The 24,001-nt window shown below is 65.7% G+C and carries 18 protein-coding genes and 1 tRNA gene; 12 read left to right on the top strand and 7 right to left on the bottom strand.

The window, feature by feature from the left end; all coding sequences use genetic code 11:
* The first annotated feature begins 193 nt into the window (after positions 1-193).
* Both ACNPP0_RS02725 and ACNPP0_RS02720 read left to right on the top strand, forming a co-directional pair.
* Complete coding sequence (locus ACNPP0_RS02725; protein WP_448704953.1) at positions 194-1,975, top strand: Tle4 family T6SS lipase effector; 1,782 nt, start codon at positions 194-196, stop codon at positions 1,973-1,975.
* Positions 1,963-3,195 (top strand): T6SS immunity protein Tli4 family protein, encoded by a 1,233-nt coding sequence (locus ACNPP0_RS02720; RefSeq protein WP_448704952.1) that lies wholly within the window; start codon positions 1,963-1,965, stop codon positions 3,193-3,195. The genes ACNPP0_RS02725 and ACNPP0_RS02720 overlap by 13 nt, the downstream gene beginning before the upstream one ends.
* Positions 3,196-3,216: 21 nt before the next feature.
* On the opposite strand, the gene ACNPP0_RS02715 is transcribed toward ACNPP0_RS02720, so the two are convergent.
* Both ACNPP0_RS02715 and ACNPP0_RS02710 read right to left on the bottom strand, forming a co-directional pair.
* Complete coding sequence (locus tag ACNPP0_RS02715; protein WP_046805595.1) at positions 3,217-3,717, bottom strand: acyl-CoA thioesterase; 501 nt, start codon at positions 3,715-3,717, stop codon at positions 3,217-3,219.
* 79 nt (positions 3,718-3,796) lie between these two features.
* A complete protein-coding gene (locus ACNPP0_RS02710) occupies positions 3,797-5,293 on the bottom strand; it encodes a DUF1254 domain-containing protein (protein ID WP_448704951.1) in 1,497 nt (498 codons plus the stop codon).
* A 228-nt stretch (positions 5,294-5,521) separates the two neighbouring features.
* Here ACNPP0_RS02710 and fdnG point away from each other — a divergent pair, with 228 nt between their 5' ends.
* From fdnG to ACNPP0_RS02675, 7 genes are all read left to right on the top strand, one after another.
* A complete protein-coding gene (fdnG, locus tag ACNPP0_RS02705; protein WP_332612544.1) occupies positions 5,522-8,590 on the top strand; it encodes a formate dehydrogenase-N subunit alpha in 3,069 nt (1,022 codons plus the stop codon).
* A 10-nt stretch (positions 8,591-8,600) separates the two neighbouring features.
* The gene (gene fdxH, locus ACNPP0_RS02700) at positions 8,601-9,500 is read left to right on the top strand and encodes a formate dehydrogenase subunit beta (RefSeq protein WP_046805599.1); all 900 of its coding nucleotides are present in this window, start codon (positions 8,601-8,603) and stop codon (positions 9,498-9,500) included.
* Positions 9,493-10,125, top strand: a complete 633-nt coding sequence (locus ACNPP0_RS02695) for a formate dehydrogenase subunit gamma (protein ID WP_046805600.1) — start codon at positions 9,493-9,495, stop codon at positions 10,123-10,125. Before fdxH ends, ACNPP0_RS02695 begins: the two co-directional genes overlap by 8 nt.
* A gap of 78 nt (positions 10,126-10,203) precedes the next feature.
* Positions 10,204-11,136, top strand: a complete 933-nt coding sequence (gene fdhE, locus ACNPP0_RS02690) for a formate dehydrogenase accessory protein FdhE (RefSeq protein ID WP_448704950.1) — start codon at positions 10,204-10,206, stop codon at positions 11,134-11,136.
* A 4-nt stretch (positions 11,137-11,140) separates the two neighbouring features.
* On the top strand, positions 11,141-12,664 hold the full coding sequence (gene selA, locus ACNPP0_RS02685; protein ID WP_332612540.1) for an L-seryl-tRNA(Sec) selenium transferase: 1,524 nt from the start codon (positions 11,141-11,143) through the stop codon (positions 12,662-12,664).
* On the top strand, positions 12,661-14,607 hold the full coding sequence (gene selB / locus ACNPP0_RS02680; protein ID WP_448704949.1) for a selenocysteine-specific translation elongation factor: 1,947 nt from the start codon (positions 12,661-12,663) through the stop codon (positions 14,605-14,607). Before selA ends, selB begins: the two co-directional genes overlap by 4 nt.
* Before the next feature lie 13 nt (positions 14,608-14,620).
* Positions 14,621-14,716 (top strand) — tRNA-Sec (locus ACNPP0_RS02675).
* A 55-nt stretch (positions 14,717-14,771) separates the two neighbouring features.
* Here the strand turns inward: ACNPP0_RS02675 and ACNPP0_RS02670 are convergent.
* Positions 14,772-15,320 carry a TlpA family protein disulfide reductase gene (locus ACNPP0_RS02670; RefSeq protein WP_442880382.1) on the bottom strand — a complete coding sequence of 183 codons (549 nt, stop codon included), beginning with the start codon at positions 15,318-15,320 and terminating at the stop codon, positions 14,772-14,774.
* Positions 15,321-15,478: 158 nt separating this feature from the next.
* On the opposite strand from ACNPP0_RS02670, the gene selD reads away from it, so the two are divergent.
* Positions 15,479-16,540 carry a selenide, water dikinase SelD gene (gene selD, locus ACNPP0_RS02665; RefSeq protein ID WP_448704948.1) on the top strand — a complete coding sequence of 354 codons (1,062 nt, stop codon included), beginning with the start codon at positions 15,479-15,481 and terminating at the stop codon, positions 16,538-16,540.
* Between the two features lie 100 nt (positions 16,541-16,640).
* Here selD and ACNPP0_RS02660 read toward each other — a convergent pair whose 3' ends face one another.
* On the bottom strand, positions 16,641-18,704 hold the full coding sequence (locus tag ACNPP0_RS02660; protein WP_448704947.1) for an LTA synthase family protein: 2,064 nt from the start codon (positions 18,702-18,704) through the stop codon (positions 16,641-16,643).
* 300 nt (positions 18,705-19,004) lie between these two features.
* Positions 19,005-19,946, bottom strand: a complete 942-nt coding sequence (locus tag ACNPP0_RS02655; protein WP_448704946.1) for a LysR substrate-binding domain-containing protein — start codon at positions 19,944-19,946, stop codon at positions 19,005-19,007.
* Positions 19,947-20,073: 127 nt separating this feature from the next.
* Here ACNPP0_RS02655 and ACNPP0_RS02650 point away from each other — a divergent pair, with 127 nt between their 5' ends.
* Positions 20,074-20,742 (top strand): 2-hydroxychromene-2-carboxylate isomerase, encoded by a 669-nt coding sequence (locus ACNPP0_RS02650; protein WP_448704945.1) that lies wholly within the window; start codon positions 20,074-20,076, stop codon positions 20,740-20,742.
* Here the strand turns inward: ACNPP0_RS02650 and ACNPP0_RS02645 are convergent.
* Positions 20,729-21,106: a DUF779 domain-containing protein gene (locus ACNPP0_RS02645; RefSeq protein WP_332612527.1), complete on the bottom strand. Its 378-nt coding sequence runs from the start codon at positions 21,104-21,106 to the stop codon at positions 20,729-20,731. The two genes, ACNPP0_RS02650 and ACNPP0_RS02645, sit on opposite strands and share 14 nt — an antisense overlap.
* Positions 21,107-21,189: 83 nt before the next feature.
* Entirely contained in the window at positions 21,190-22,719 is a 1,530-nt protein-coding gene (gene adh, locus ACNPP0_RS02640) for an aldehyde dehydrogenase (protein ID WP_332612524.1), read from the bottom strand.
* A gap of 229 nt (positions 22,720-22,948) precedes the next feature.
* Here adh and ACNPP0_RS02635 point away from each other — a divergent pair.
* The coding region (locus tag ACNPP0_RS02635) for a sigma-54-dependent Fis family transcriptional regulator (RefSeq protein WP_448704944.1) at positions 22,949-24,001 on the top strand (1,053 nt) is incomplete at its 3' end.

Raw genomic sequence — 24,001 nt, 5'->3', positions numbered from 1 at the left:
CCCCCCGCCACCGCCCGGAGCGGCGGAGCGGGCCTGATTCGCCACGCGGGTTCATAGCAATCTGATCCGGAAATCAGACTCTTCCAATAGTCTTTTTTTCGGATCGCCATCACTGTTGCGGGTTAAGTGATTTGCTCGCGCAGCGCCACGCAATCCGCCAAGGCCACGCGCGTGCCCCACTCAGGAGCCCGCCGTGCCCGATACCGCAGCGTCCGCGCAGCGTTTCGCCCCGATGTCCTACAACGCCCGGGGCCAGCCCGTGTTTCAGTGGACCCTGACGCCCGCCGAGCAGTGCGATCCGGTCATCCTGCTGATCCCGCCGGACGCTATCCTGCCAGTCGTATTCGTTCCGGGCATCATGGGCTCGAATCTGAAGTCCGTGCCGGATGACGGGCAAGAAGCCGAACCCGTCTGGCGGCTGGATGCGGGCTTGGCAGGCAAACCTATTGATTTGTTCCGGCGTTGGAACAGCGTTCCCGCAGGGACCCGCCAGGCGGTGTTGCACCCCGACCGCGTGACCGTCGATGACGCTGGCGCCGTGCCCGAGCGTCGCGGGGGGTCGGTGATCGTGCCTTCCGTCGAATCGGCCACGCAAAGCAAACAGGCGCTTATCGATCGCTATCGCGAACGGGGCTGGGGCGAAGTCGGCGAAAGCAGCTATCACCCATTTCTGCTCTGGCTGGAAGACTCGCTGAACAGCTCCTATCGGCCGCACGAGTGGCCGCAATTCCAACTGAAGTCCATGCACCTGGACGTGCCCGACGACCCCTCGTTGCCGCCGCGCCTGAAGCCCGGGCTGGAGGTGCCCCTGGCAGGCCTGGGCGAACACCTGCTGCGCCAGCTGCCGCATCTGAAGACGGACGACCTGTCCGCCCGCGCCGCATACCGGATGCCGGTGCACGCGTTTGGCTACAACTGGCTGGCGGACAACGACGTGGCGGCAAACAAGCTGGCCGAGCGTATCGACGAAATCAGGCGTCAGTACGGGTCCAAGTGCCGGCAGGTCATCCTGGTCACACACTCGATGGGCGGGCTGGTGGCACGGCGTTGCGCGCAGTTACCCGGCATGAGCGAAGCCATTGCAGGCGTGGTGCACGGCGTGATGCCGACCCATGGCGCCCCGGTGGCATACCGGCGCTGCAAAGTGGGCATGCAGCAAGAAAGCGCGATGGCCGCCGCCGTGATCGGCGTGACCGGCCAGGACGTCACAGCGGTATTCGCCCAGTCGCCGGGTGCACTGCAATTGCTGCCCACCAAGAACTATTCGCCGGGATGGTTACGCCTGCGAGACCCCGACTACGCGCCCGCCATGCCTGCGCGTCCTGAGGCAGACCCGTACCAGGAAATCTATTTGCGCCGTGATCGCTGGTGGGCGTTGCTGCGCGAAGAGTGGTTAAAGCCGAAGGATGGGGCTCCCATCGAGTGGAAGGACTACGCGGAAAATATCAGACTGGCGAAGCTGTTTCACGAAAGGATAGACGCCGCCTATCACCCCAACACCTACGTGTATTACGGGGCTGACGCCAAACAGCCGAGTTTCGAAACCATTACCTGGCAAATGCGAGCCGGACGGGGTGATCTGAATCGGCCTTTGGGTGTGCCCCCGGATGCCTTCGTTGTGTCCACCATGCAGATGGCGCAGGTGCGAGATCAAGGATCCAGCCCGTTGTACGTTGGCGGCAGTCGCGTCGTGGAACACGTGCCGGTCAGGGCAGGCCGGCTAGCCGTATCCATGGAAGTCAGCCATTGGGAACTGCACTGCGAAATGCAGGACGGCGTCGGTGATGGCACGGTTCCGGTCAGTTCAGGCCAGGCGCCGGCCGCGCAGGCGCGTGAAGGACAAGTGCGGGTGCAAGTCAGCGCCACGGGCTTTGACCATGAAGGCGCATTCAAAGTGATGCAGACCCGGCACTTCACGCTGTATAGCCTCATCAAGATCGCTGCTCAAGCCAAGCGTCCGTCATGCGTCGCTTGATCCCGCTGCTTTGTCTGTTGGCCGGGCTCGCCGCGGGCGTGATGGCCCTATTTCATTCAAAGGAGGATTCCGCCGTGAACGAGATTACCGGCCCCATGCGAACGTGGGCGGTAGGCAGGCAACTGATCGAACTTCCCGCCGACTGGGGGCCGCCTTCCAGGGCGTTCGCGAAGCTTTACTACGGAGGAGGGGCCGATCATACGAGCGTTGGAATCGATATTCTGGGGCAAGACATCACGTTGGCTCAGTTTGACGAGGCTCTTTCAGAACGCGCCCGCCGCATCGGCGCCGTCAACAGTTCTGAAACCGGCAAATCCGTGCTTCTCGGTGCGGAGGAATTGGCGCGGGGGAAGTGGCTGTTCCAATTTCACCGGAGCCTGGGCAGCACGGGGTCGCAAACCTATGAACTGCATCTGCTGGTGAACGGCACGCACGTCAAGCTGGCAGCAAACGCGTACGAGGGCAGCAACGCACAGGTCGAGTCGCGCCTGCTTGAGCTCGCTGCGCAAGTTGTCGGCGTCAAGCAAGCCGAAGCGGCCGGCCCGGGCCTTTCGCTGGGCCCCGTCATCATCCGGGGCACGCACGACCACGAGATGGGCATCGTGAGCTTCATGGCGCGAGGCTCGAACGTCAAACTGGAAATCTACTTCAGTGACTCCGCGCGCAATGAGTCGCCTCGCCTCATCGAACGCATGGTCCGCGACTTCAAAGCCTTCCGCGTCTGGGCCCCCGATGTGGTGCGCAAGGGGCATACCACGCTGGCTGCGAATCCCGCGGAGGAATACCTGATGCGGTATGAAACGAAAGACCATCGCGGGTTCTTGTTTGTGGCTGAAAACTACCGGGATAGTCGTTCGTTGGCGAGTCCATCGGTCAATTTCCGCCTGACCGCGGGCGGCGTGCCCAGACTGCACGCCAACCCGGAGATCACACCGGACAAGTTGCTTAATTGGCTTTTGCCCAACTTTGTCCCTCGGGGCGATCCTCCGTTGTGGCAAAGAAAAAGGCCGCGTCCACCTGTTGACTCCACATTGAACAAGGATCAGACGCTGGCAATCTGGGATCACGCTATGCGTTCACTGCGCCCGCGTTACGGGGCCGTTGCCCCGCCCCGCGTCGAGCCGCAAAGCGCTACGCGTGGACCCACCCCCGCCCAGGCGGAAGCGGCCCGAAAAGCCCTGGACGACTTTATCGCCAGCGAACCCGGCACAGAGAAATAGCCCCAGCCGGTCGGTCAGGCGTTACGGCGCGTCGTGCGTCGTTTCCCGTTTGATCTCGTCGTGGCGGCGTTCCATTTCCTGGCGCAGTTCGCGGCGCAGGCGCGCGGCTTCGAAGCGTTGCTTTTCTTCCAGGTTGCGCGGGGCCAGCGGCGGCACGGCGGTGGGTGCGCCGTTGTCGTCCACCGCCACCATCGTGAAATAACAGCTGTTGGTGTGGCGCACGAGCTTCTTGCGGATGTCTTCGGTGACGACCTTGATGCCGATTTCCATCGACGTGCGTCCGGTGTAATTCACCGCCGCCAGGAAAGTGACCAATTCGCCCACGTGGATCGGTTCGCGGAACACGACCTGGTCCACCGACAGCGTGACCACGTATTGGCCGGCGTAGCGGCTGGCACAGGCGTAGGCCACCTGATCCAGGTACTTCAAGATGGTTCCGCCGTGTACGTTCCCTGAAAAATTCGCCATGTCCGGCGTCATCAGGATGGTCATCGACAATTGGTGGCTAAAGGCGTCGTCCATGGCGGGCGCTCATCATTGAAGAATAAAACGCCTATGGTAGCGGCAGCCGCCTGTCACCGAGCCGTCATCTGGCCGCGTTCTAGGGTTTCTTCTCGGAAGGCTGGGCGGCGTTGGCGGCGGGGTCCACATTCAAATCCGCACCCGCCTGCGGTTGCGGCTCATCGCGCATCAGGGCGGGCGGCATCCACAAGCCGTCCAGCAAGGCGGGCTGCGGTTCGTACATACGCAACAACATCGTTACGGCGCCCGATGCCGGCAGCGGCAGCCAGTTGGCCTGGTCTTCGGGGGCGGGCGGCGTCTGGCTGAAATGCAGGTCCAGCGAACCATCGGCGTTGTAGCGCAACGGCTGGCGGTCGCCCAAGGTATGACGGCCAAGCATGTTGCCAACGGGCATGCCCTGGTTGTCGTAAGCGGCCAATGACCACAGCGCGCCGGCGGGCGGCAGTTGCCCGCTTTCAAAGTGCATGAGGTAGCGCTGCGCGCCGTCGATCGGGGCACCCTGGTTGTCGGCGGACCGCAGCAGCACGGCCAGATCCTCGGGCAGGCTGGCGCCCGGCTGTGCCTGTGCGGCCAGCGCCCGGCGCAGGTACGCGTTGCCATACACGCCCACGCTGGCCGTTTCCTGTTGCCAGCCATTCAGATTGCGCAGCGTGGCCCCCGCCGCTGCCTGCATGCGCTCGCGCGCGGCGCGCAGCCCGCGTCGCATGCCTTGTTTGGCGGGATGGTCAAGCTTGTCGAAATCAAACGGACGACCGGCAATCAGGCCCGCCTGGCGCAGCTTGGCCAGGATAGGCTGGTCAGTCGCGTGCGCCGGGTTTTTGCGCAGCAGCTCGGCAGCGTAGGTGAAGAACGCATCGGTCGGCATGGACTCGACCTGCTCGCGCACGGCGATCTTCAGGTCCAGATTGGGGTCCGACTTCACCCGCTGCGATTGCGCCGGCAAGTTCCACTGTGACAGCGGCGTCAGCGCGTAGCCGTCCTGCAAGGCGTTCACGGCGGCGAAATCGGCGGGCCGGTCTGCCTGGATCAGCAGCTTGGCCAGGACGTGTGGGGTGGGCGCGTCGATGCGGGCCATGCCGGAGGGCAGCGTGCCGGTCCAGCCGGGCGGCACGATCACGGTGTTGGACTTGCCGGTGCCGGTGGTGCGCTTGCCCAACATGGCGAAGGCGTCGGTCCACATGTCCACCAGCGTCAACGAATACAGCCGGCCCTGGGTGTCGGGCACGGACAGCACGACGGGGCCGGCGGTCAGGTCGACCCAGCCGGTACTGCGCAGCATGTCGGGGTTGGCCCACGGTGTTGCCGCGCCGGCGGGGGGCAGGCCGCGGCCATGCAGGAAAGCGTTGGCCGCCGCGCCCTGCGCGCCTTGCGACGGATGCGTGAACTGGCGCCGGGTCAGATCCATCGTCACCAGCGGATAGAAATACAGGTAGCCCTCCATGGCCGCTTGGTGAGCGGCTTCGGTCGCGGCGGCGGCGGGTGTCAGCCGCGCGGTTGTGGGCGCGGCCAGCGCGGTGGGGGCGGGCATCCCTGCCAGGCAGGCCAGGGACAAGGCCAAGGGAACAAAACGGCGCATCGGGCATTCCAACGGTCAAGCGTGAACGAGGAATGTAGCAGCCGCCAGACACTCCAAAATCTGCGAACAACTCCCATTTCGCCGCCAAATCGTCGCAAGCCGGGCTTTTATCGTGGCGCGTGACTTGGTCTTGCGAATATACTTATTGAAATATCCTTGGAAGTTGTAGGGCTTTTCCGCGTCGGACAAGCCATCGGCTTTCGTCATTCACCCGGAGAGGAGTGCTTCATGGTCAACATGAATCGCCGCCAGTTCTTCAAGGTGACAGGTGCCACCCTGGCAGGCTCTAGCCTGGCATTGCTCGGGGTAGCTCCCGGCACGGCCATGGCTGAAGTGCGCCAGTACAAACTTGCGCGCATGACTGAAACGCGCAACACCTGTCCCTACTGTTCGGTCGCCTGTGGCTTGCTGATGTACGGTCTGGGCGACGGCGCCAAGAACGCGCGCGCCAGCATCATGCACATCGAAGGCGACCCTGATCACCCCGTCAACCGCGGCACGCTCTGTCCGAAGGGCGCGGCGCTGATCGACTTCATCCACAGCCCCAACCGCCTGAAGTACCCGGAATACCGGGCACCCGGGTCGGACAAATGGGTGCGGATGTCGTGGGACGACGCGCTGACCCGCATCACCAAACTCATGAAAGCCGACCGCGACGCAAACTTCGTCGAGAAGACCGCGGACGGCAAGACCGTCAACCGGTGGCTGACCACCGGCATGCTGGCCGCCTCGGCAAGCAGCAACGAGGTGGGCTACGTTACGCACAAGACCGTGCGCAGCATGGGGATGTTGGCGTTCGATAACCAAGCACGTGTCTGACACGGCCCGACGGTGGCAGGTCTTGCCCCGACGTTTGGCCGTGGAGCGATGACGAACCATTGGGTCGACATCAAGAACGCGGACGTAGTGCTGATCATGGGTGGCAATGCCGCCGAGGCCCACCCGTGCGGGTTCAAATGGGTTACGGAAGCAAAGGCCCATAACAAGGCGAAGCTGATCGTTGTGGATCCGCGCTTTACGCGTTCGGCATCCGTGGCGGATTTCTACGCGCCCATACGCACCGGCACCGACATCATTTTCCTGGGTGGCGTCATCAAGTACCTGTTGGATCACGACAAGATCCAGCACGAGTACGTGCGCAATTACACCGACTTTTCTTTCATCGTTCGCGAGGACTTCTCGTTCGAGGAAGGCTTGTATTCCGGCTACAACGCCGACAAGCGTACCTACGACAAGGCCAGCTGGGACTACGAGCGCGGCGATGACGGCTTCGTCAAGACGGACCCGACGCTGGCGCATCCGCGCACCGTCTACCAGCTGATGAAGAAGCACTATTCGCGCTACACCGAAGACATGGTCGAGCGCGTGTGCGGCACGCCTAAAGACAAGTTCCTGAAAGTGTGCGAAATGCTGGCGTCCACCGCCAGCCCCACCCGCGCGGGCACGATCCTGTACGCGCTGGGCTGGACGCAGCACTCCATCGGATCGCAGATCATTCGTACCGGCGCGATGGTGCAGCTGTTGCTGGGCAACATCGGCATCGCCGGCGGCGGCATGAACGCGCTGCGCGGGCACTCGAACATTCAAGGCCTGACCGATCTGGGCCTGATGTCGAACCTGCTGCCGGGCTACATGACGCTGCCCAACGAACCCGAGCAGGACTACGCCAAGTACATCGAGACCCGCACGCAAAAGCCGCTGCGTCCGAACCAGCTCAGCTACTGGCAGAACTACAACAAGTTTCACGTCAGCCTGATGAAGGCCTGGTGGGGCAAAGCCGCCACGGCGGAAAACAACTGGGCGTTCGACTACCTGCCCAAGCTGGACAAGCTGTACGACATGCTTCAGGTCTACGAGCTGATGGTCCAGGGCAAGATGAACGGCTACATCGCGCAGGGTTTCAACCCGCTGGCGGCGGCGCCCAACAAGGCCAAGTTGAACGACGGTTTCGCCAAGCTGAAATTCCTGGTCATCATGGACCCGCTGGTCACCGAAACCTCGGAATTCTGGCGCAACGCGGGTGAGGCCAACGATGTGGACCCGTCCAAGATCCAGACCGAAGTCTTCCGCCTGCCCACCACCTGTTTCGCCGAGGAAGACGGCGCGCTGGTGAACTCCGGGCGCTGGCTGCAATGGCACTGGAAGGGCGCCGAGCCCCCGGGCGAAGCCAAGAGCGACATCGAAATCATGTCGCTGATCTTCACGCGCCTGCGCAAGATGTACCAGGACGAAGGCGGCACGTATCCCGACCCCATCGTCAACCTGTCCTGGCCGTACTCCAACCCGCAGAACCCCACCGCCGAGGAATTGGCCAAGGAATACTCCGGGCGCGCCCTGGTGGACCTGGTCGACCCCAAGGACCCCACCAAGGTCACCCGCAAGGGCGGCGAGCAATTAGCGGGCTTTGCGGAACTGCGCGACGACGGCTCCACGGCCAGCGGCTGCTGGATCTTCGCCGGCGCCTGGGGCCCTGGCGGCAACTTGATGGCGCGGCGCGACAACAGCGACCCCACCGGCATCGGCCAGACCCTGAACTGGGCCTGGGCGTGGCCGGCCAACCGCCGCATCCTGTACAACCGCGCGTCTTGCGACGTGGCGGGCAAGCCCTTCGATCCCCGCCGCAGCCTGATCGGCTGGAACGGCAAGATTTGGGCGGGCGCCGACATCCCCGACTTCAAGGGCGATGAAAACCCCGACGGCGGCATGGGTCCGTTCATCATGAACCCCGAAGGCGTGGCGCGCTTCTTCGCGCGCGCGGGCCTGGCCGAAGGGCCGTTCCCGGAACACTACGAACCCTTCGAAACGCCGCTGGGCTACAACCCGCTGTATCCGAAGGCCAAGGGCGTGACCAGCAACCCGGCCGCGCGCGTCTTCAAGGACGACCTGGCCGCGATGGGCACGGTGGACAAGTTCCCGTACGTGGCCACCACCTACCGCCTGACCGAGCACTTCCACTACTGGACCAAGAACGTCCGCATCAACGCGATTCTCCAGCCGGAGCAATTCGTCGAGATCGGGGACGCCCTGGCCAAGGAACTGGGCATTGCCAACGGAACGCGGGTCAAAGTGTCGTCCAACCGCGGCTACATCAAGGCGGTGGCGCTGGTCACCAAGCGCCTGCGCGCGTTGACCATCGAAGGCAAGACGGTGCACCACGTGGGTATTCCGATCCACTGGGGTTTCGTGGGCCTGGCCAAACCCGGCTTTTTGACCAACACCCTGACGCCATTCGTGGGCGACGGCAATTCCCAAACCCCGGAATTCAAGTCGTTCCTGGTCAAGGTCGAGAAGGCCTAGGAGAACCGACATGTCCATGCAATCCCTAGACATCAAGCGGCGCTCGGCCACCACGACACCGCCGCCCGGCATCCGTGAACCCATCACGGGTTCGGTCGCCAAGCTGATCGACGTTTCCAAGTGCATCGGGTGCAAGGCTTGCCAAAGCGCCTGTATGGAATGGAACGATCTGCGCGACGAGATCGGCACCAACGTGGGCGTCTATGACAACCCGGCCGACCTGACCGAGCACTCCTGGACCGTCATGCGTTTCTCGGAATACGAGAACCCCGCCGGGGACCTGGAATGGCTGATCCGCAAGGACGGCTGCATGCACTGCGAGGACCCGGGCTGCCTGAAGGCCTGCCCCTCGCCGGGCGCCATCATCCAATACACCAACGGCATCGTGGACTTTCACGAAGAAAACTGTATTGGCTGCGGCTACTGCATCACCGGCTGTCCGTTCAACGTGCCGCGCATCTCCAAGAAAGACCATAAGGCGTACAAGTGCACCTTGTGCTCCGACCGCGTGGCCGTCGGCCAGGAACCGGCCTGCGTCAAGGCCTGCCCCACCGGCGCCATTGTCTTCGGCACCAAGGAAGACATGAAGCAGCATGCCGAGGAGCGGATCGTGGACCTGAAGTCCCGCGGTTTCGACCAGGCCGGGCTGTACGACCCGCAAGGCGTGGGCGGCACCCACGTCATGTACGTGCTGCATCACGCCGACCAGCCCGGGCTGTATCACGGCCTGCCCCAGGACCCGAAGATCAGTCCCATGGTGTCGCTGTGGAAGGGCTTGGCCAAACCGCTGGGTGTGGCCGCGATGGCCCTGACCGCCCTGGCGGGATTCTTCCACTACGCCCGCGTGGGCCGGAACGAGGTGTCGGAGGAAGACGAACGCCGCGCCGAAGAGGAGATCCGCCATGACTGAAGACCACCGTCACCGTCGCATCAAGCGCTATTCGCCCGGCGAGCGCACCAACCACTGGATCATCGCCTTCACGTTCATCCTGTTGGCGCTGTCCGGGCTGGCGCTGTTTCACCCGTCGATGTACTGGCTGACCAACCTGTTCGGCGGCGGGCCCTGGACACGCATCCTGCACCCCATCATCGGGGTGGTGATGTTCGTCTGTTTCGTCGTGTTCGCCGGCCACATGTGGCGGCACAACCTGATGACACGCGCCGATCGCCAGTGGCTCAAGCAGCTGAACGACGTGGTCGAGAACCGCGAAGAAAAGCTGCCCGAAGTCGGCAAGTACAACGCCGGCCAGAAGCTGCTGTTCTACGTGCTGGTGTTGTGCATGCTGGGCTTGTTCGCCAGCGGTATCGTGATCTGGCGCGAATATTTCGCGTTCTATTTCCCGATCTGGGTGGTGCGGGTCGCGTCCGTGGTGCACGCCGTCAGCGCGCTGGTGCTGATCTGCTCGATCATCGTGCACATCTACGCCGCGATCTGGGTCAAGGGCTCGCTGACGGCGATGCTGCGCGGTTACGTCACGGCGGGTTGGGCGTGGAAGCACCATCGTGCCTGGTTCCGCGAACAGATCCGGAAGTAGCGCCGGTTTTATCCTGATCGCACGGCTGCTATCCTTCTTCGAAGGCTGGCAGCCGTGTTTGTTTTTTTGGAGACGCAATTGCAGCGAATTCTTCCGCGCGGTGAAATCGAAGCGCTAGACCACAATGTCATCCCCCGCGTCAGCCTGCCTGAACGCGGCTCGATTTTTTCAACGCGTGCCGCACGGTTGCGGCAGTTGGCGCCCGACAGCCCGGTGGCCGACTACCTGCTGCTGATGGCGCATCTGGTCGACGCCCAGCATCGCGCCCTGCAGGACTGCGCCGCGCCCGGCGTATCCGAAGACCGGCTGTCGCTGGCGCAGGCGCATGGCATGCCGCCGCTACAGGCGGTGGGCTGGCCGCGCGACCCGATGTGGCGCGGCATCCTGGCGCGCCTGGTCGACGACGTGGCGCGCGCCCCGAGCGTGCCCGCCGAAGCCGTCCAGGTCTGCGCTGCCTTGCGCCGAGCGGTGGACGAAGACCCCGAGTCCCTCGAAGACCTGGCCGAAGCCGTGCTGGCCGAACAGGACCAGGGCGTGGACGGCGCCGCCGCGCCCTTCGTCATGGCCGCTCTGCAAGTCTATTGGACCGATCTGGCCAGCCGCTTCGACGCCAAGCAATTGCCCGTGGTCAGCCCCTTTGGCGTGTGCCCCGTTTGCGCCAGCCTGCCGGTGGCCAGCGTGGTGCGCGTGGGCGGTCAGTTCGAGGGCTACCGCTATCTGTGTTGCAGTCTGTGCGCCACGCAATGGCACATGGTGCGCGTCAAGTGCACGCATTGCGAAGACGTGGAATCGGTTGCGTACCAGGCCATCGACGGCCGGGCGCCCGCCATCAAGGCTGAAACCTGCGACCACTGCCACACCTATCGCAAGATCTTCTACCAGGACAAGGACCTGCACGTGGAGCCCGTGGCCGACGACCTGGCCAGCCTGATGCTGGACGTGCTGGTGGGCGAGGCGGGCTATTCGCGCGCCAGCGGCAACCCGCTGCTGTGGCATGGCAACGAGGGCTAGCCGCATGGCCAAGCTTCCGCCAGAAGGCGGCGCCGTCGCCACCGAGTCTGCCGCTGCTGAAACCGCCGCCGGTGGGGCTGCCGGCGTCGGGACTGTCGCCGCTGAAACCGCCGCCGCCGACACTGCCGCCGCTGCGTCCGACATTCCGCCGCTGGACCGCCTGTTGAATGCGGACGCGATGCGCGCCGCGCTGGACATGCACGGGCGCACGCAGGTCGTGGCGGCATTGCGGCGCCACCTGGACACGCTGCGACAACGCGCGCTGGCCGGCGGCTTGATGCAGCGCGAACTGAATGCCAGCACGGTGGCCTCCCGCGTGACGGCAACGCTGGACAAGGCCGCACAGCCCCGCCTGCGCGCGGTCTATAACCTGACCGGCACCGTGCTGCACACCAACCTGGGCCGGGCGCTGTTGCCCGACGAAGCGGTGGCCTCGGTGCTGCGCGCGCTGACCACGCCGGCCAATCTGGAATTTGATCTGGATACCGGTGGCCGCGGGGATCGCGACGATCTCATCGACGACCTGCTGTGCGAATTGACCGGCGCGGAAGCCGCCACCGTCGTCAACAACAACGCCGCCGCCGTGCTGCTGATGCTGAACGCGCTGGCCGACCGGCGCGAGGTCGTGGTGTCGCGTGGTGAACTTGTTGAGATCGGCGGCGCGTTCCGCATCCCCGATATCATGAAACGCGCCGGCGCCAAGCTTGTCGAAGTGGGCACCACCAACCGCACGCATGCCGCCGACTACGACGGCGCCATCGGACCGCGCACCGCGATGTTGATGAAGGTGCATTGCAGCAATTACGCCGTCACCGGCTTCACCAAGAGCGTCGGCGTGGCCGAGGTGGCGGCGCTGGCGCATGCCAAGGGCTTGCCAGCCACGGTGGACCTGGGCAGCGGCACGCTGGTGGACCTGACCCAATTCGGCTTGCCACGCGAGGACACGGTGCGCGACACCATCGCGGCAGGCGCCGACCTGGTCACCTTCAGCGGCGACAAACTGCTGGGCGGCCCGCAAGCCGGCCTGCTGGTTGGCCGCGCCGACCTGATCCGCAAGATCAAGAAAAACCCGCTCAAGCGTGCGCTGCGCGTCGGCAAGCTGACGCTGGCCGCGCTGGAGCCCGTGCTGCACTTGTATCGCGCGCCGGAATTTCTGGCCCAGCGCTTGACCACGCTGCGCCTGCTGACCCGGCCGCAACGCGATATCCAGCCGTTGGCCGAACGGCTGCGCAACGTGGTGGCGCATGCGGTGGGCGCGAGCTACGCCGTGCAGGCCGTCCCCATGTTCAGCCAGATCGGCAGCGGCGCGTTGCCGGTGGACCAGTTGCCCAGCTTCGGCCTTGCGCTGCGCTACACCGGCAGCGGGCGGCCCGGCCGCCATCTGGACAAGCTGGAAACCCGGCTGCGCGGCCTGCCCACGCCCGTCATCGGCCGTATTGCCGACGACGCACTGTGGCTGGACCTGCGCTGCCTTGAAGCCCGCGACGAAGCCGCCTTCACCGCGCAACTGTCGGAGCCGCTGGCATGATCATCGGCACCGCCGGGCACATCGACCACGGCAAGACCACACTGGTGCGCGCGCTGACCGGCGTAGACACCGACCGGCTCAAGGAAGAAAAGGCGCGCGGCATTTCCATTGAATTGGGCTATGCCTACACGCCGCTGGACAACGGCGACGTGCTGGGCTTCATCGACGTACCCGGTCACGAGAAGCTGGTGCACACGATGGCCGCCGGCGCCAGCGGCATTGACTTCGGCCTGCTGGTGGTGGCCGCCGACGACGGCGTCATGCCGCAAACGCGCGAGCACTTGGCCATCCTGACGCTGTTGGGCGTTGCGCGCGGCGCGGTGGCGCTGACCAAGGCCGACCGCGCTGACGCCGACCGCCTGGCCGCCGTGCGCGCCGATATCGCCGCGCTGACAGCGGGCACTTTCTTGGACGGCGCGCCCGTTCATGCCGTGTGCGCCACGCAGGCCGACGACGGTGGCACGGCACAGCTGAAAGACACTCTGCACCGCCAGGCACAGGACCTGCAACGGCGCGATGCCGCCGGCATGTTCCGGCTGGCGGTGGACCGCGTGTTTACGTTGGCCGGCCACGGCACCGTGGTGACGGGCACGGCGCATTCCGGCGTGGCGCGCGCAGGCGACGACGCGGCCGACCTGCGCCTGATGCCCGCCGGCACGCGTGTGCGGGTGCGCGGCATCCATGCGCAAAACCAACCCAGCGAAACCGGCGCGGCGGGCCAGCGTTGCGCACTGAATCTGGCGGGCATCGACAAGCACGCTATCGCGCGCGGCGACTGGATCGCGGACGCCCGCTGTTTTCTGCCGTCGCGCCATCTGGATGTGGCCTTGACGCTGCTGCCGTCCGCCGACGCGCCCTTGCGCGCGTGGGCGCCGTTGCACGTGCACATCGGCGCGGCGCGGCACGTGGCGCACGTCGTGCCGATCAGCGCCGAGACCTTGGCGCCCGGCAAGTCCGGCTGGGTGCAGCTGGTGTTCGATGAGCCCGTCTGCGCCATGCCGGGCGACCGCTACATCGTGCGCAACGCGCAGGCCACGCGCACGCTGGGTGGCGGACGCGTGCTGGATCCGAACGCACCCGACCGCAAGCGCCGCGCCGCCGCTCGCAGGCTGGCGTTGCAGGCTCTGTCCGACATGCTGGATGGCGCTGGTTTGCCACCCGTGCTGGAGCACGCGCCGCTGGGCCTGGACGAAGCCGCATTGCAACGCCTGACGGGCATGCCGGTGCGCGACATCGACGCACCGCATGGCGCGCTGTGGGTGGAAACGCGCAACGCGCAGGCGCCCCGCACGTTGATCCTGGCCACGCACTGGCAGGCGCTGCTTACCCGCGTCGAACACGCGTTGGCATCCTTTCACCATGGCGCACCGGACGAGCCCGGCCCGGACAGCCCGCGCCTGCGTCGCATGGCGATGCCGGTGGGCCCCGATGCCATGTGGACCGCCGTGCTGGACGCGCTGCAACGCGACGGACGCGTGGCGCGCAACGGTCCGTGGTTGCACCTGCCGTCGCACACGTCCACGCTGGCCGACGACGAAAATGCGCTGGCTGCACGGGTGCTGCCGCTATTGAATGCCGGCGCGTTCGATCCGCCCTGGGTGCGCGACGTGGCGGGCACGCTGGCCGAACCCGAAGAACGCGTGCGCCTGTTGTTGCGCAAGCTGCTGCGTCGCGGCGAGGTGGCGCAAGTGGTCAAGGACCTGTTCTATCACAGTGATCAGGTGCGTGTGCTGGCAAGCATGGCGGCGGACCTGGCAAGCCAGGCGGGTGGGCTGAACGCCGCGGTGTTCCGCGATGCAACGGGCCTGGGACGCAAGCGCGCCATTCAGATCCTGGAGTTCTTTGATCGCGTGGGCTACACGCGGCGTGTGCGCGACACGCACGTGCTGCGTGGCGACAGCGCTTTTGCTTCGACGCAAGACGCGCCGCAGCCGGTATCATAGGCACCTTCGCCGCGGAAGGCATCCGTGCCCGGCGGCACGGCTGGGCTTCAAACCCAGTTGGGGACGTCAGACGTTCCCAGGTAGGTTCGACTCCTGCTGCCTTCCGCCACACCTTCCGCCACACCTTCCGCCACGGCTTCATCCACGCACACCCGTACGCGCGCCTACCGCCGCAACATGCGCGTCACCACGGCCGTCACCCGTTCCGACTTCCAGTCCAGCTCGCCCAGGTGCCAATATCGAATCGACCCGCCCCGGTCCACCAGGTAGTTGGCCGGCAACGCGATGGCATCCCATTTCTTTGACGCCGCGCTATTGCGGTCGTGCATCACCGTGCCGGCAACCGGCGACTTCGCCAGAAAGGTCGAAACCTTGCCCAGCGCTTCGCCCACATTGACGGCCACCAGCCGCAGGCCTTCTTCACGATGCCGCTTGGCCATCGTGGACATCAACGGGATGGCGTCGCGGCAGGGTTCGCACCACGTGGCCCAGAAGCTGACGATGACCACGTTGCCGCGCCAGGCCGACAGCTTTTGCTCGCGCCCGGCAAGGTCGGGCAGCACCAGGGCGGGTGTGGGCAAGGTCCACGGCGCCCAGTCGGGGCCGGTGGCGGCCTTGAGCGCGGCGTCATCGGCGGCGCGCGCAAGTTTGGGCAGATACGGCAGGGCGGCCAAAGACAGGCCGGTTTGAAGCAGGCGGCGGCGGCTGATCAAGACGGCGTCCTTCGCAAAGGTCAAAGGGAAACGGGCTTGGATGGCGGGCGTCGCGCGGGTCATGCCCGGCATACCGCCACCGCGCGCGTCGCCGAAACATCATAGGGCGAAGGGCGGGCGCGATGCTATCCTTTTTCGATTGAGACCCGGAGACTGAAATGACCCACGATGTAGCGTCCGCGGCAGTGCCGCGTTTGACTTCGCTTTCGCACGGAGGCGGCTGCGGCTGCAAGATCGCGCCGGGCGTTCTGTCCGAACTGCTCAAGCGTTTCGGTCCCGCCGCCAGCTACCCCAACTTGATGGTGGGCACCGAGACCGCCGACGACGCGGCGGTGTACCGGCTTAATGACGAGCAGGCGCTTATCGCCACCACCGATTTCTTCATGCCCATCGTGGACGACCCGCACGACTTCGGCCGCATCGCGGCCACCAATGCGCTGTCGGACGTCTACGCAATGGGCGGCACGCCGATCATGGCGCTGGCCATCGTCGGCATGCCGATCAACGTGCTGCCGCACAGCGTCATCGCGGACATTCTGCGCGGGGGCGAATCGGTCTGCGCGGAAGCGGGCATTCCCGTGGCGGGCGGCCACAGCATCGATTCGGTCGAACCCATCTACGGTTTGGCGGTGATGGGCCTGGTGCATCCCAGCCGCGTCAAGCGCAACGCCGATGCGCGCGCGGGCGACGTGCTGATCCTGGGCAAGGCGCTGGGCGTGGGCATCTTGTCGGCCGCGCTGAAAAAGAACCAGCTGGACGAAGCCGGTTACCGCGTCATGATCGACACGACAACCCGCTTGAACCGGCCCGGCGCCGCGCTGGCCGCGCTGGACGGCGTGCACGCCGTGACCGACGTCACGGGCTTTGGTTTGCTGGGCCATGCGCTGGAAATGGCGCGTGGCGCAAAACTGACCGCGCGACTGAAGCTGGACGCGTTGCCCTGGCTGCCGGGCGTGGAAGCCTTTGCCGCCAATGGCGTCATCACGGGCGCATCAGGCCGAAATTGGGCGTCGTACGGCAGCGCCGTGCAGCTGTCCCCGGGCGTCACCGACGCGCAGCGCGCATTGCTGACAGATCCGCAAACCTCGGGCGGCCTGCTGGTGTCCTGCGCGCCCGAAGTGGCCGACGCAGTGCTGGCGCTGTTCCGCGAACAAGGCTTTGACCAGGCGGCCATCGTGGGCGAAATGATCGCGGGCGACGGGCAGGTGCAGGTCGGCTGAGTGCGCTTCAAGGCCCATGCAAGCCGCCCCTGGGCTGCCCGAGGCAGTCTGGCGCTGCGGCATGCCGCGCCCGGCGTCCCTGGGCCACAGCAGCGCAACCTTACGGCCGCGCTTGCGATTGCACCTGGTAATTGATCTGCCAGAGCATCAGTTTGGGATAGGCGGCCAGCCGCTCTTGTTGGGCGCGCTGCGTCGGCGTGGTGGGCTGCTCGGCGCCTAGCGCCAGGCCTTGCGCGTTGGCCCAGGGCAGGATCTTGCCCGGGCGGTCGCGCCGGTATGCACCGTCTTGCGTGATCGTCAGGTGCGGGTCGTTGATTCCGAAGCACCATACCGGGTCCGGCTGCGCCGCCAGCAGATCGCAGCCGGTGCGGTAGTAAGGCGTGGCCGGCAGGCTTAGCTGATACAGCGTCGGAAGTATGTCTTTGTGGCTGCCGACCCGGGCCGGGTCGAACACCGACCGGCCCCGGTACGCCTGCGGCACGTACAGGTAGAAGGGCACGGAGCGGGCCAACGCGGCTTCGCGCGCGTCTTGATAATTCAGGCCCTGCATATTGTGGTCGCCCGTGACGGCGATGATGGTGCGGGCGCCGCTGGCCGACGCTTTCACGCGCGTCAGGAAGCGGCCCAGCTGATCGTTGGCGTAGCGCAGCGTGTAGAACGCGTCTTGCACCGAGCTCCAGCTTTTGAAGTACGGCTGGCGCGTCACATCGGCCAGGTCCAGGCCGCTGTGCTGTGCGCCGTCGGGCGCGATGAAGGGGGGATGGTGCGTGGTGGACAAGGCGACGATGAACAGCGGCTGGCCATCCCGATCGGCATCGGCCAGGCGGCTTTCGATGTAGCGGAACATGTACTCGTCCGGTACGCCCCACGTGCCTGCCTGAGCTTGCGGGTACTTGGCGCGCAAGGTCTGCTGGTCGATGAATTCGTGGGCGCCCAGGTGGCTGGCGAAGGTGCCCAGGTTGCGCCAGGTGGCCGCGCCGGACGTGACGAACAACACGCGGTAGCCGCGCGCCAGATACGGTGCGAAGGCGTTGCTGGCGAAGGCGTCGTCGGCGGCCGACGATTGGCCGATGGCCGGCACCGGGCTGCGTACCAGCAGGCGCGCCAACGAATCAATCGTGCCATTGCCTTCCGACAGGAAGCGGTCAAAGCGCCAGTCCTGTTCCCAATGCGGCCGCAGTGCACCCAGCAGGTCGCGGCCCGGTTGGTCATAGGCATTGAGGTGGTGCCCCATGCTTTCCATGACTTGCAGCACAACATGCGGCGGCCGCGCCAGGGCGGCAGGGTTGGCGCCGGTCACCGCGTTGAAGGGCGTCAGGTCGGGCTTGACCGGATGCCCAAGAAACCGTGCGTACAGCGCTCCGCCTTCGGCGGCCGTGGCGGGCAGGAAACGCTTGTCGTTGCCATGCTCGCGCAGTGCCCAGGAGAACGCGGAGATGCCGTTGGGCGCAATCGCGTTCAACAAGCCCATGGTCGAGATACTGGTGTCGTCCTTGTTCAGCGGAAACCGGCTCAGCGACCCCCGGCAGGCCAACACGGTTACGGCAACGATGAACAGTAGTTGCAGCGCGGTGGGAAGCAGCGCCCGCCGCCGCAACGGCAGGGTGAGCACCCGGCGCCGCCAGCGCGTGCCCAGCCACCAGGTGCAGGCCAGCACCGCCGACAGCAGCAGGCCGGCCTGCACCAGCGGATACCCGTGCCACAGCGTCATCAGGATGGCGCGGGTGTCGTCGTCGATCATGCCGAACACAAAGATATCGATCGATCGGGAAAACGTAGCGAAGTAACAGACGCTGACCACGGTCGAACCGGCGATCAACGCGGCCATGGCCGCCCCGACGCCCGGCGTCAGGCGCAGCCAGCGGGCATACAGCGGGCGGCTGCCCGCCACCAGCATCGCCGTCAACAGCAACGCCGAAAACGCGATGCTGGTGACCTTGATGTCGAACAGCAGGCCGATTCCCAGCGTGCGGCCCACGTCCTGCGGCAATGCGGAATAGGTGGCTGAAGGCGCGTACTTCACCAGCAGGTAGCTGCGTCCGATGAACTGCGCCAGGACGCTGACCAGCCAGGGCGCCAGAATCACGAGGAACGCGCGCTGCACGTTGTGAAACCAGTTTTGCCAGGTGTTGGTGTCGGTCAGGCGTAAACGCTTTATCTGCATCAGTGGGTCGGGGCTAGGCGAAAAACGGGGGTTGCGGCAATAAAGCACCCCTGGCCCGGGTTTGATGGGCCATCAGGGGATGAATGCATGATGGAACGCCGGCCCCGATTTCTGGGGTGCGGGGACCCCACGGGGCGCGCCGGAGTGGCTGGGATTGAACAGCGGCGGTCGTGGTTCGGGTTATGGCCGCTGTTCGCCATGCAGCGCGAACTGTACTTGAGCGGGCCCCGAAATGTACAAAGGTTTGTATAGCTTTGTGAGTGGCGTGTACGAAGCGTGGCGGCGTCGGGCGGCCCGTGCTCAGCGGGGCGAGCCGGGGGGGGATTCGCCGGACAGGTCGCGCGCGGTCGTCGCCGCCTGTTGCATCAGCCACGCGGCGACCACATCGGCGTCGGCGGTGCCACGCCGCGCGTTGCGGACCAGCCAGTAAGCGTGTTCGGTGGCCAGGGCCGCGTGCTCGCCCACCGGTTGCAAGCGGCCGTCGGCCAGCATCGGCGCAATCAGCGCCAGCCGGCCCAGCGCAATGCCATGGCCGGCCAGCGCCGCCAGTACGATCTGGTCGTATTGATTAAAGCGCAGCATGCCCTTGGCGCGTGCCCGATTCAGGCCGCGCGCATTCAGCCATTCCGACCATTGCAGCCAGGGCCGGGTGGGGTCGTCGAATTCAAGCAGCACGTGGCGTTGCAGCTCGCCCGCATCCAGCTCGCGGGCGTTCAGTGACGGGTGCGCCACGGGTACCACCGATTCCCCGAACATCCAGGCGGCGTTGTCCGGGACCCTGTCGCGCGGGCTGTAGCGGATGGCGATGTCGACGCTTTCGCGGTCGATATCGATCAGGCGGTTATCGGCCGCCACGCGCACGTCGATCTGCGGATGCGCCGCCTGGAAGTCGCCCAGACGCGGCAGCAACCACAGCGAGGCCACGCCGATGGTGGTGGTGACGGTGACGGGGGTGCGCCGCCCGGGGGCGCGCAGCTGTTCGGTCAAATCCCCCAGCTGGCTCAGCCACACGTCGGCCATGCGGAACAGCTGCGCGCCTTCAGAGGTAAACGACACGCTGCGAAAGCCGCGCACCAGCAGCGGCACGCCCAAGTGCTCTTCCAGCGCGCGGATCTGGCGGCTGACGGCGGACTGCGTCACATGCAGATCCTGCGCGGCAAGGGTGATGCTCATGCGGCGGCCCACGGCGACGAAGCCTCGTACGAGATCAAGCGGCGGGAGCTTTGCCAGTGGATATGACATTCGCGAAACTCATGCGTATCGGGCGGAAATGTTGCTTGAGCAATAGTACGCCCACGGCGTTCAATAGAAGGCCGCGACAAGCGCCAGCCGGGCCTTGGTCGCAGCCTTGTCCTGCCGGAGTTGCCTGATGAACGCGTCTTTGCCTGACTCGCCCCGCATGCAGATGTGGTTTGATTTCGCCAGCCCTTACAGCTATCTGGCCATCTTGCGCGTGCAGGCGCTGGCGGAAAGCGCGGGCGTGGTGGTCGACCTGCGTCCCTTTTTGCTGGGGCCGATTTTCCAGGCTCAGGGCTGGAACGATTCTCCGTTTCGCCTGTTCCCCGGCAAGGGCGCCTACATGATGCGGGACATCGCCCGCCTGGCCGACAAATACGGCATCACCTACAACCGCCCGCGTCTGTTTCCGCGCATGAGCGTGCTGCCGGCGCGCATCGCCTTGCTGGGCCAGGACGAACCGTGGTGCCGCGATTTCTGCGTGGCGGTGTTTCGCGCCAACTTCCAGGACGACCTGGACATCCAGTCCGAAGATGTGGTGAATGGCCTGTTGCAAGACCTGTCCCTGGATGCCGATGCGCTGATCGCGCGCGCCAAGTCCGAAGCCGCCAAGGAAGCGCTGCGCCGTCAGGTGGACCGCGCGCGGGATCTGGGTCTGTTCGGCGCACCCACCTTCTTTGCGGGCGGTGAAATGTTCTGGGGCAATGATCGCCTGGAGGACGCGCTGCAATGGGCGCGCGACCGGATAGCCGCCCGCGACGTTGCTGTTGCCGACCAGGCCAATTCCGTCAGCCCTTCGTAACGGGCGCCACGCGTGCCCACTCCTCGTCCGAGTACAGGCGCGATCGCAGCAGGAAGCGCTTGCCTTCCGCGCTGTCCAGCGAAAATGCCCCGCCGCGCCCGGGCACCGCGTCGATGATGAGCTGGGTGTGCTCCCAGTACGCAAACTGGTCCTCGCCCATGTAGAACGGGCAACCTTCCAGCTGGCCCAGCAGCACGTCCGAGCCCCCGACCATGAATTCGCCCTGGGCATAGCACATGGGTGAACTGCCGTCACAGCAGCCGCCCGATTGGTGAAACATCAGCGGGCCGTGCTTGGCGCGCAAGGTGTCGATCAGTTGGCGCGCCTCGTCGGTGGCGACGACGCGCGGGGTGGGGGCTTCCATGGTGGTGTCCTGTGTGGGCCGGCGGTTCGAAGGTGTCGCGCGCCAGGCCCGCAGGCCCGGCGCGCGTTGAAGCGCTGTCCGCGTCAGAAGAAACCCAGCTTCTTCGGCGAATAGCTGACCAGCAGGTTCTTCGTCTGCTGATAGTGGTTAAGCATCATCTTGTGATTTTCACGCCCGATGCCCGACTGCTTGTATCCGCCAAACGCCGCATGCGCCGGGTACGCGTGATAGCAGTTCGTCCACACGCGCCCCGCCTTGATTGCGCGCCCCATGCGGTAGCACGTATTGGCGTCGCGCGACCACACGCCCGCGCCCAGGCCGTACAGCGTGTCGTTGGCCAGCGCCAATGCATCGTCGGCGTCCTTGAACGTGGTGACCGCCACGACCGGCCCGAAGATTTCTTCCTGGAACACGCGCATCTTGTTATGGCCCTTGAACACCGTGGGCTGCACGTAGTAGCCGCCTTCCAGCCCGCCTTGCATCTGCGCGCGGGATCCGCCCGCCAGCACGTCGGCGCCTTCCTGCTTGCCGATGTCCAGGTACGACAGGATTTTTTCCAACTGCTCGGTGGACGCCTGCGCGCCCAGCATGGTGTCGCCGTCCAGCGGGTTGCCCTGCTTGATCTCGGCCACGCGCTTGAGGGCCCGTTCCATGAACTTGTCGTACAGCGATTCCTGGATCAACGCGCGGCTGGGGCACGTGCACACCTCGCCCTGGTTCAGCGCAAACATCACGAAGCCTTCAACCGCCTTGTCCAGAAAGTCATCATCTTGCGCCGCCACATCGGCAAAGAAAATGTTGGGCGACTTGCCGCCCAGTTCCAGCGTGACGGGGATGATGTTCTGCGACGCGTACTGCATGATCAGCCGGCCGGTGGTGGTCTCGCCGGTGAAGGCGATCTTGGCGATGCGCTTGCTGGAGGCCAGGGGCTTGCCGGCTTCCAGGCCAAAGCCCGTCACCACGTTCAGCACGCCCGGGGGCAGGATGTCGCCAATCAGTTCCATCAACAGCAGGATGCCCAGCGGGGTCTGCTCGGCGGGCTTGAGCACCACGCAGTTGCCGGCCGCCAGCGCGGGCGCCAGCTTCCACGCCGCCATCAGGATGGGAAAGTTCCACGGAATGATCTGTCCGACCACGCCCAGCGGCTCGTTGAAGTGGTAGGCCACGGTGTCGCTATCGATTTCCGACAGGCCGCCTTCCTGGCTGCGGATGCACGAGGCGAAATAGCGGAAGTGGTCGATGGCCAGCGGGATGTCGGCGGCGCGCGCTTCGCGGATCGGCTTGCCGTTGTCCCAGGTTTCGGCGGTGGCCAGGCGTTCCAGGTTGGCTTCCATCACGTCCGCGATCTGCATCAGCATGCGCGCGCGTTCCGCGGCCGGGGTCGCTCCCCATTTCGGCGCGGCGCGATGGGCGGCGTCCAGCGCCAGGTCCACGTCGCGTTCCTTGGAGCGCGCGTTGCGCGTCAGTACCTGGCCGGTGACGGGCGTGACGTTGTCGAAGTACTCGCCATCCGCCGGCTTTTGCCACTTGCCGTCGATGAAGTTGTCGTACTGCGTTTTCAGGTCCAGACGGGTGCCATACGTGTCCGGGGTGATGCGGGTCGCGATGTCCATGCTTGTCTCCGATTTTGTGGGATAGCGGCAGTCAGCTGCCTGCCTGGTATCAAGCAAGGAACATGCCAACGTGCGGGCTTCCCCGCTGGACAGCGCGCGCCCTCGCGTGCGAAAGTTGACTTCGCCGCGCCCGGACGGGCGTGCAACAGTTTTGCCCCTTCGAGATGTCGTTATTTGCGACGTTGTCGCGGAACAGGTGTCGCAGAAGCGCCTGTCCAAGGAGACACGCATGGCCAGTCAATCTCGTCAGCACGCGCTGACGCAAGCGCGCCTGCTGTTCAACCAGCAGGGCGCCGTGCCCGGCGGCATCGTTGCCGAGCCCATCCTGCGGTCCTGGCGCCGGTGCGCCGACCTGGGCTTCGACATGCGCGGCGTACGGCGTGCCGAACTCATGACGCAAGGCGAACTGCGCGAGGCCCAGCAGCGCAACGAAGCGCTGCGCCGCTTGTCGGAACCCGCCATGTCGTACCTGCGCCGCCAGGCGGGCGGCAGCGGCAATCTTGTGATTCTGTCGGATGCCCAGGGTCTGGTGCTCGATAGCGATGGCGACAGTGGTTTCGCCAGCCGCGCATCGCGCGTGGCGTTGATGCCCGGAGCGCCCTGGGACGAAGCGGCGGCGGGCACCAACGCCATCGGCACGGCACTGGTCGAAGGCCGACCCATTGCCGTACATGGCGCGGAACACTATTTCGAACCGAATCGCATCCTGACCTGCGCAGCCGTGCCCATCACCGACAGCGAGGGGCGCACGCTGGGCGTGCTTGACTTGTCCAGCCAGGCGCGCGATGTCCGTCCCGATGTGCTGGCGCTGGTGCGCGCGGCCGTGGACGTCATCGAACATCGTTTGTTTGAACAGGCTTATGAACACTACACGGTGCTGCGTCTGCACGACGCGCCCTGCGGCCTGGGGGCGCCCGGCGAGGGCTTGCTGGCATTCCAGGGTGATCTGCTGATCGGCGCGAACCGTCGTGCGTTGCAGGCATTGGGGCTGGCGCCGACCGCGCTGGGCGTGTATCGCTACGCCGACCTGTTCGACGGTGAACTGGAACGCTGCCCGGACACGTCCGGCCGTGTGCTGGCGCGCTCGGGCGTTGGCTACCACGCACGCTTGCGTCAACCGCGCTCGCGGCCGCCGCAGCCCACGGCGCCGGCTCTGCCCGCTGCTACCGTCCGGCCGGCGGCGCCCAGCTTCGATGCCGCCACGCTAAGTGCGCTGGCGCGTGCGGTGCACCTGTCGGACGCGGGCGTTTCGATTTTGCTGCAAGGCGAAACGGGCGTGGGC

It is taken from the genome of Achromobacter semiaridum (assembly GCF_053543755.1).
Note: the sequence above shows the minus strand (reverse complement) of the source record. Positions and strands in the feature narration are given on the sequence as shown.

Bases quoted from the DNA above. Each gene is read 5' to 3' on its own strand.
- ACNPP0_RS02720 (WP_448704952.1), top strand. From the start codon at position 1,963: ATGCGTCGCTTGATCCCGCTGCTTTGTCTGTTGGCCGGGCTCGCCGCG.
- ACNPP0_RS02715 (WP_046805595.1), bottom strand. From the start codon at position 3,717: ATGGACGACGCCTTTAGCCACCAATTGTCGATGACCATCCTGATGACG.
- ACNPP0_RS02710 (WP_448704951.1), bottom strand. From the start codon at position 5,293: ATGCGCCGTTTTGTTCCCTTGGCCTTGTCCCTGGCCTGCCTGGCAGGG.
- fdxH (WP_046805599.1), top strand. From the start codon at position 8,601: ATGTCCATGCAATCCCTAGACATCAAGCGGCGCTCGGCCACCACGACA.
- ACNPP0_RS02695 (WP_046805600.1), top strand. From the start codon at position 9,493: ATGACTGAAGACCACCGTCACCGTCGCATCAAGCGCTATTCGCCCGGC.
- selA (WP_332612540.1), top strand. From the start codon at position 11,141: ATGGCCAAGCTTCCGCCAGAAGGCGGCGCCGTCGCCACCGAGTCTGCC.
- selB (WP_448704949.1), top strand. From the start codon at position 12,661: ATGATCATCGGCACCGCCGGGCACATCGACCACGGCAAGACCACACTG.
- selD (WP_448704948.1), top strand. From the start codon at position 15,479: ATGACCCACGATGTAGCGTCCGCGGCAGTGCCGCGTTTGACTTCGCTT.
- ACNPP0_RS02660 (WP_448704947.1), bottom strand. From the start codon at position 18,704: ATGCAGATAAAGCGTTTACGCCTGACCGACACCAACACCTGGCAAAAC.
- ACNPP0_RS02655 (WP_448704946.1), bottom strand. From the start codon at position 19,946: ATGTCATATCCACTGGCAAAGCTCCCGCCGCTTGATCTCGTACGAGGC.
- ACNPP0_RS02650 (WP_448704945.1), top strand. From the start codon at position 20,074: ATGAACGCGTCTTTGCCTGACTCGCCCCGCATGCAGATGTGGTTTGAT.
- ACNPP0_RS02645 (WP_332612527.1), bottom strand. From the start codon at position 21,106: ATGGAAGCCCCCACCCCGCGCGTCGTCGCCACCGACGAGGCGCGCCAA.
- adh (WP_332612524.1), bottom strand. From the start codon at position 22,719: ATGGACATCGCGACCCGCATCACCCCGGACACGTATGGCACCCGTCTG.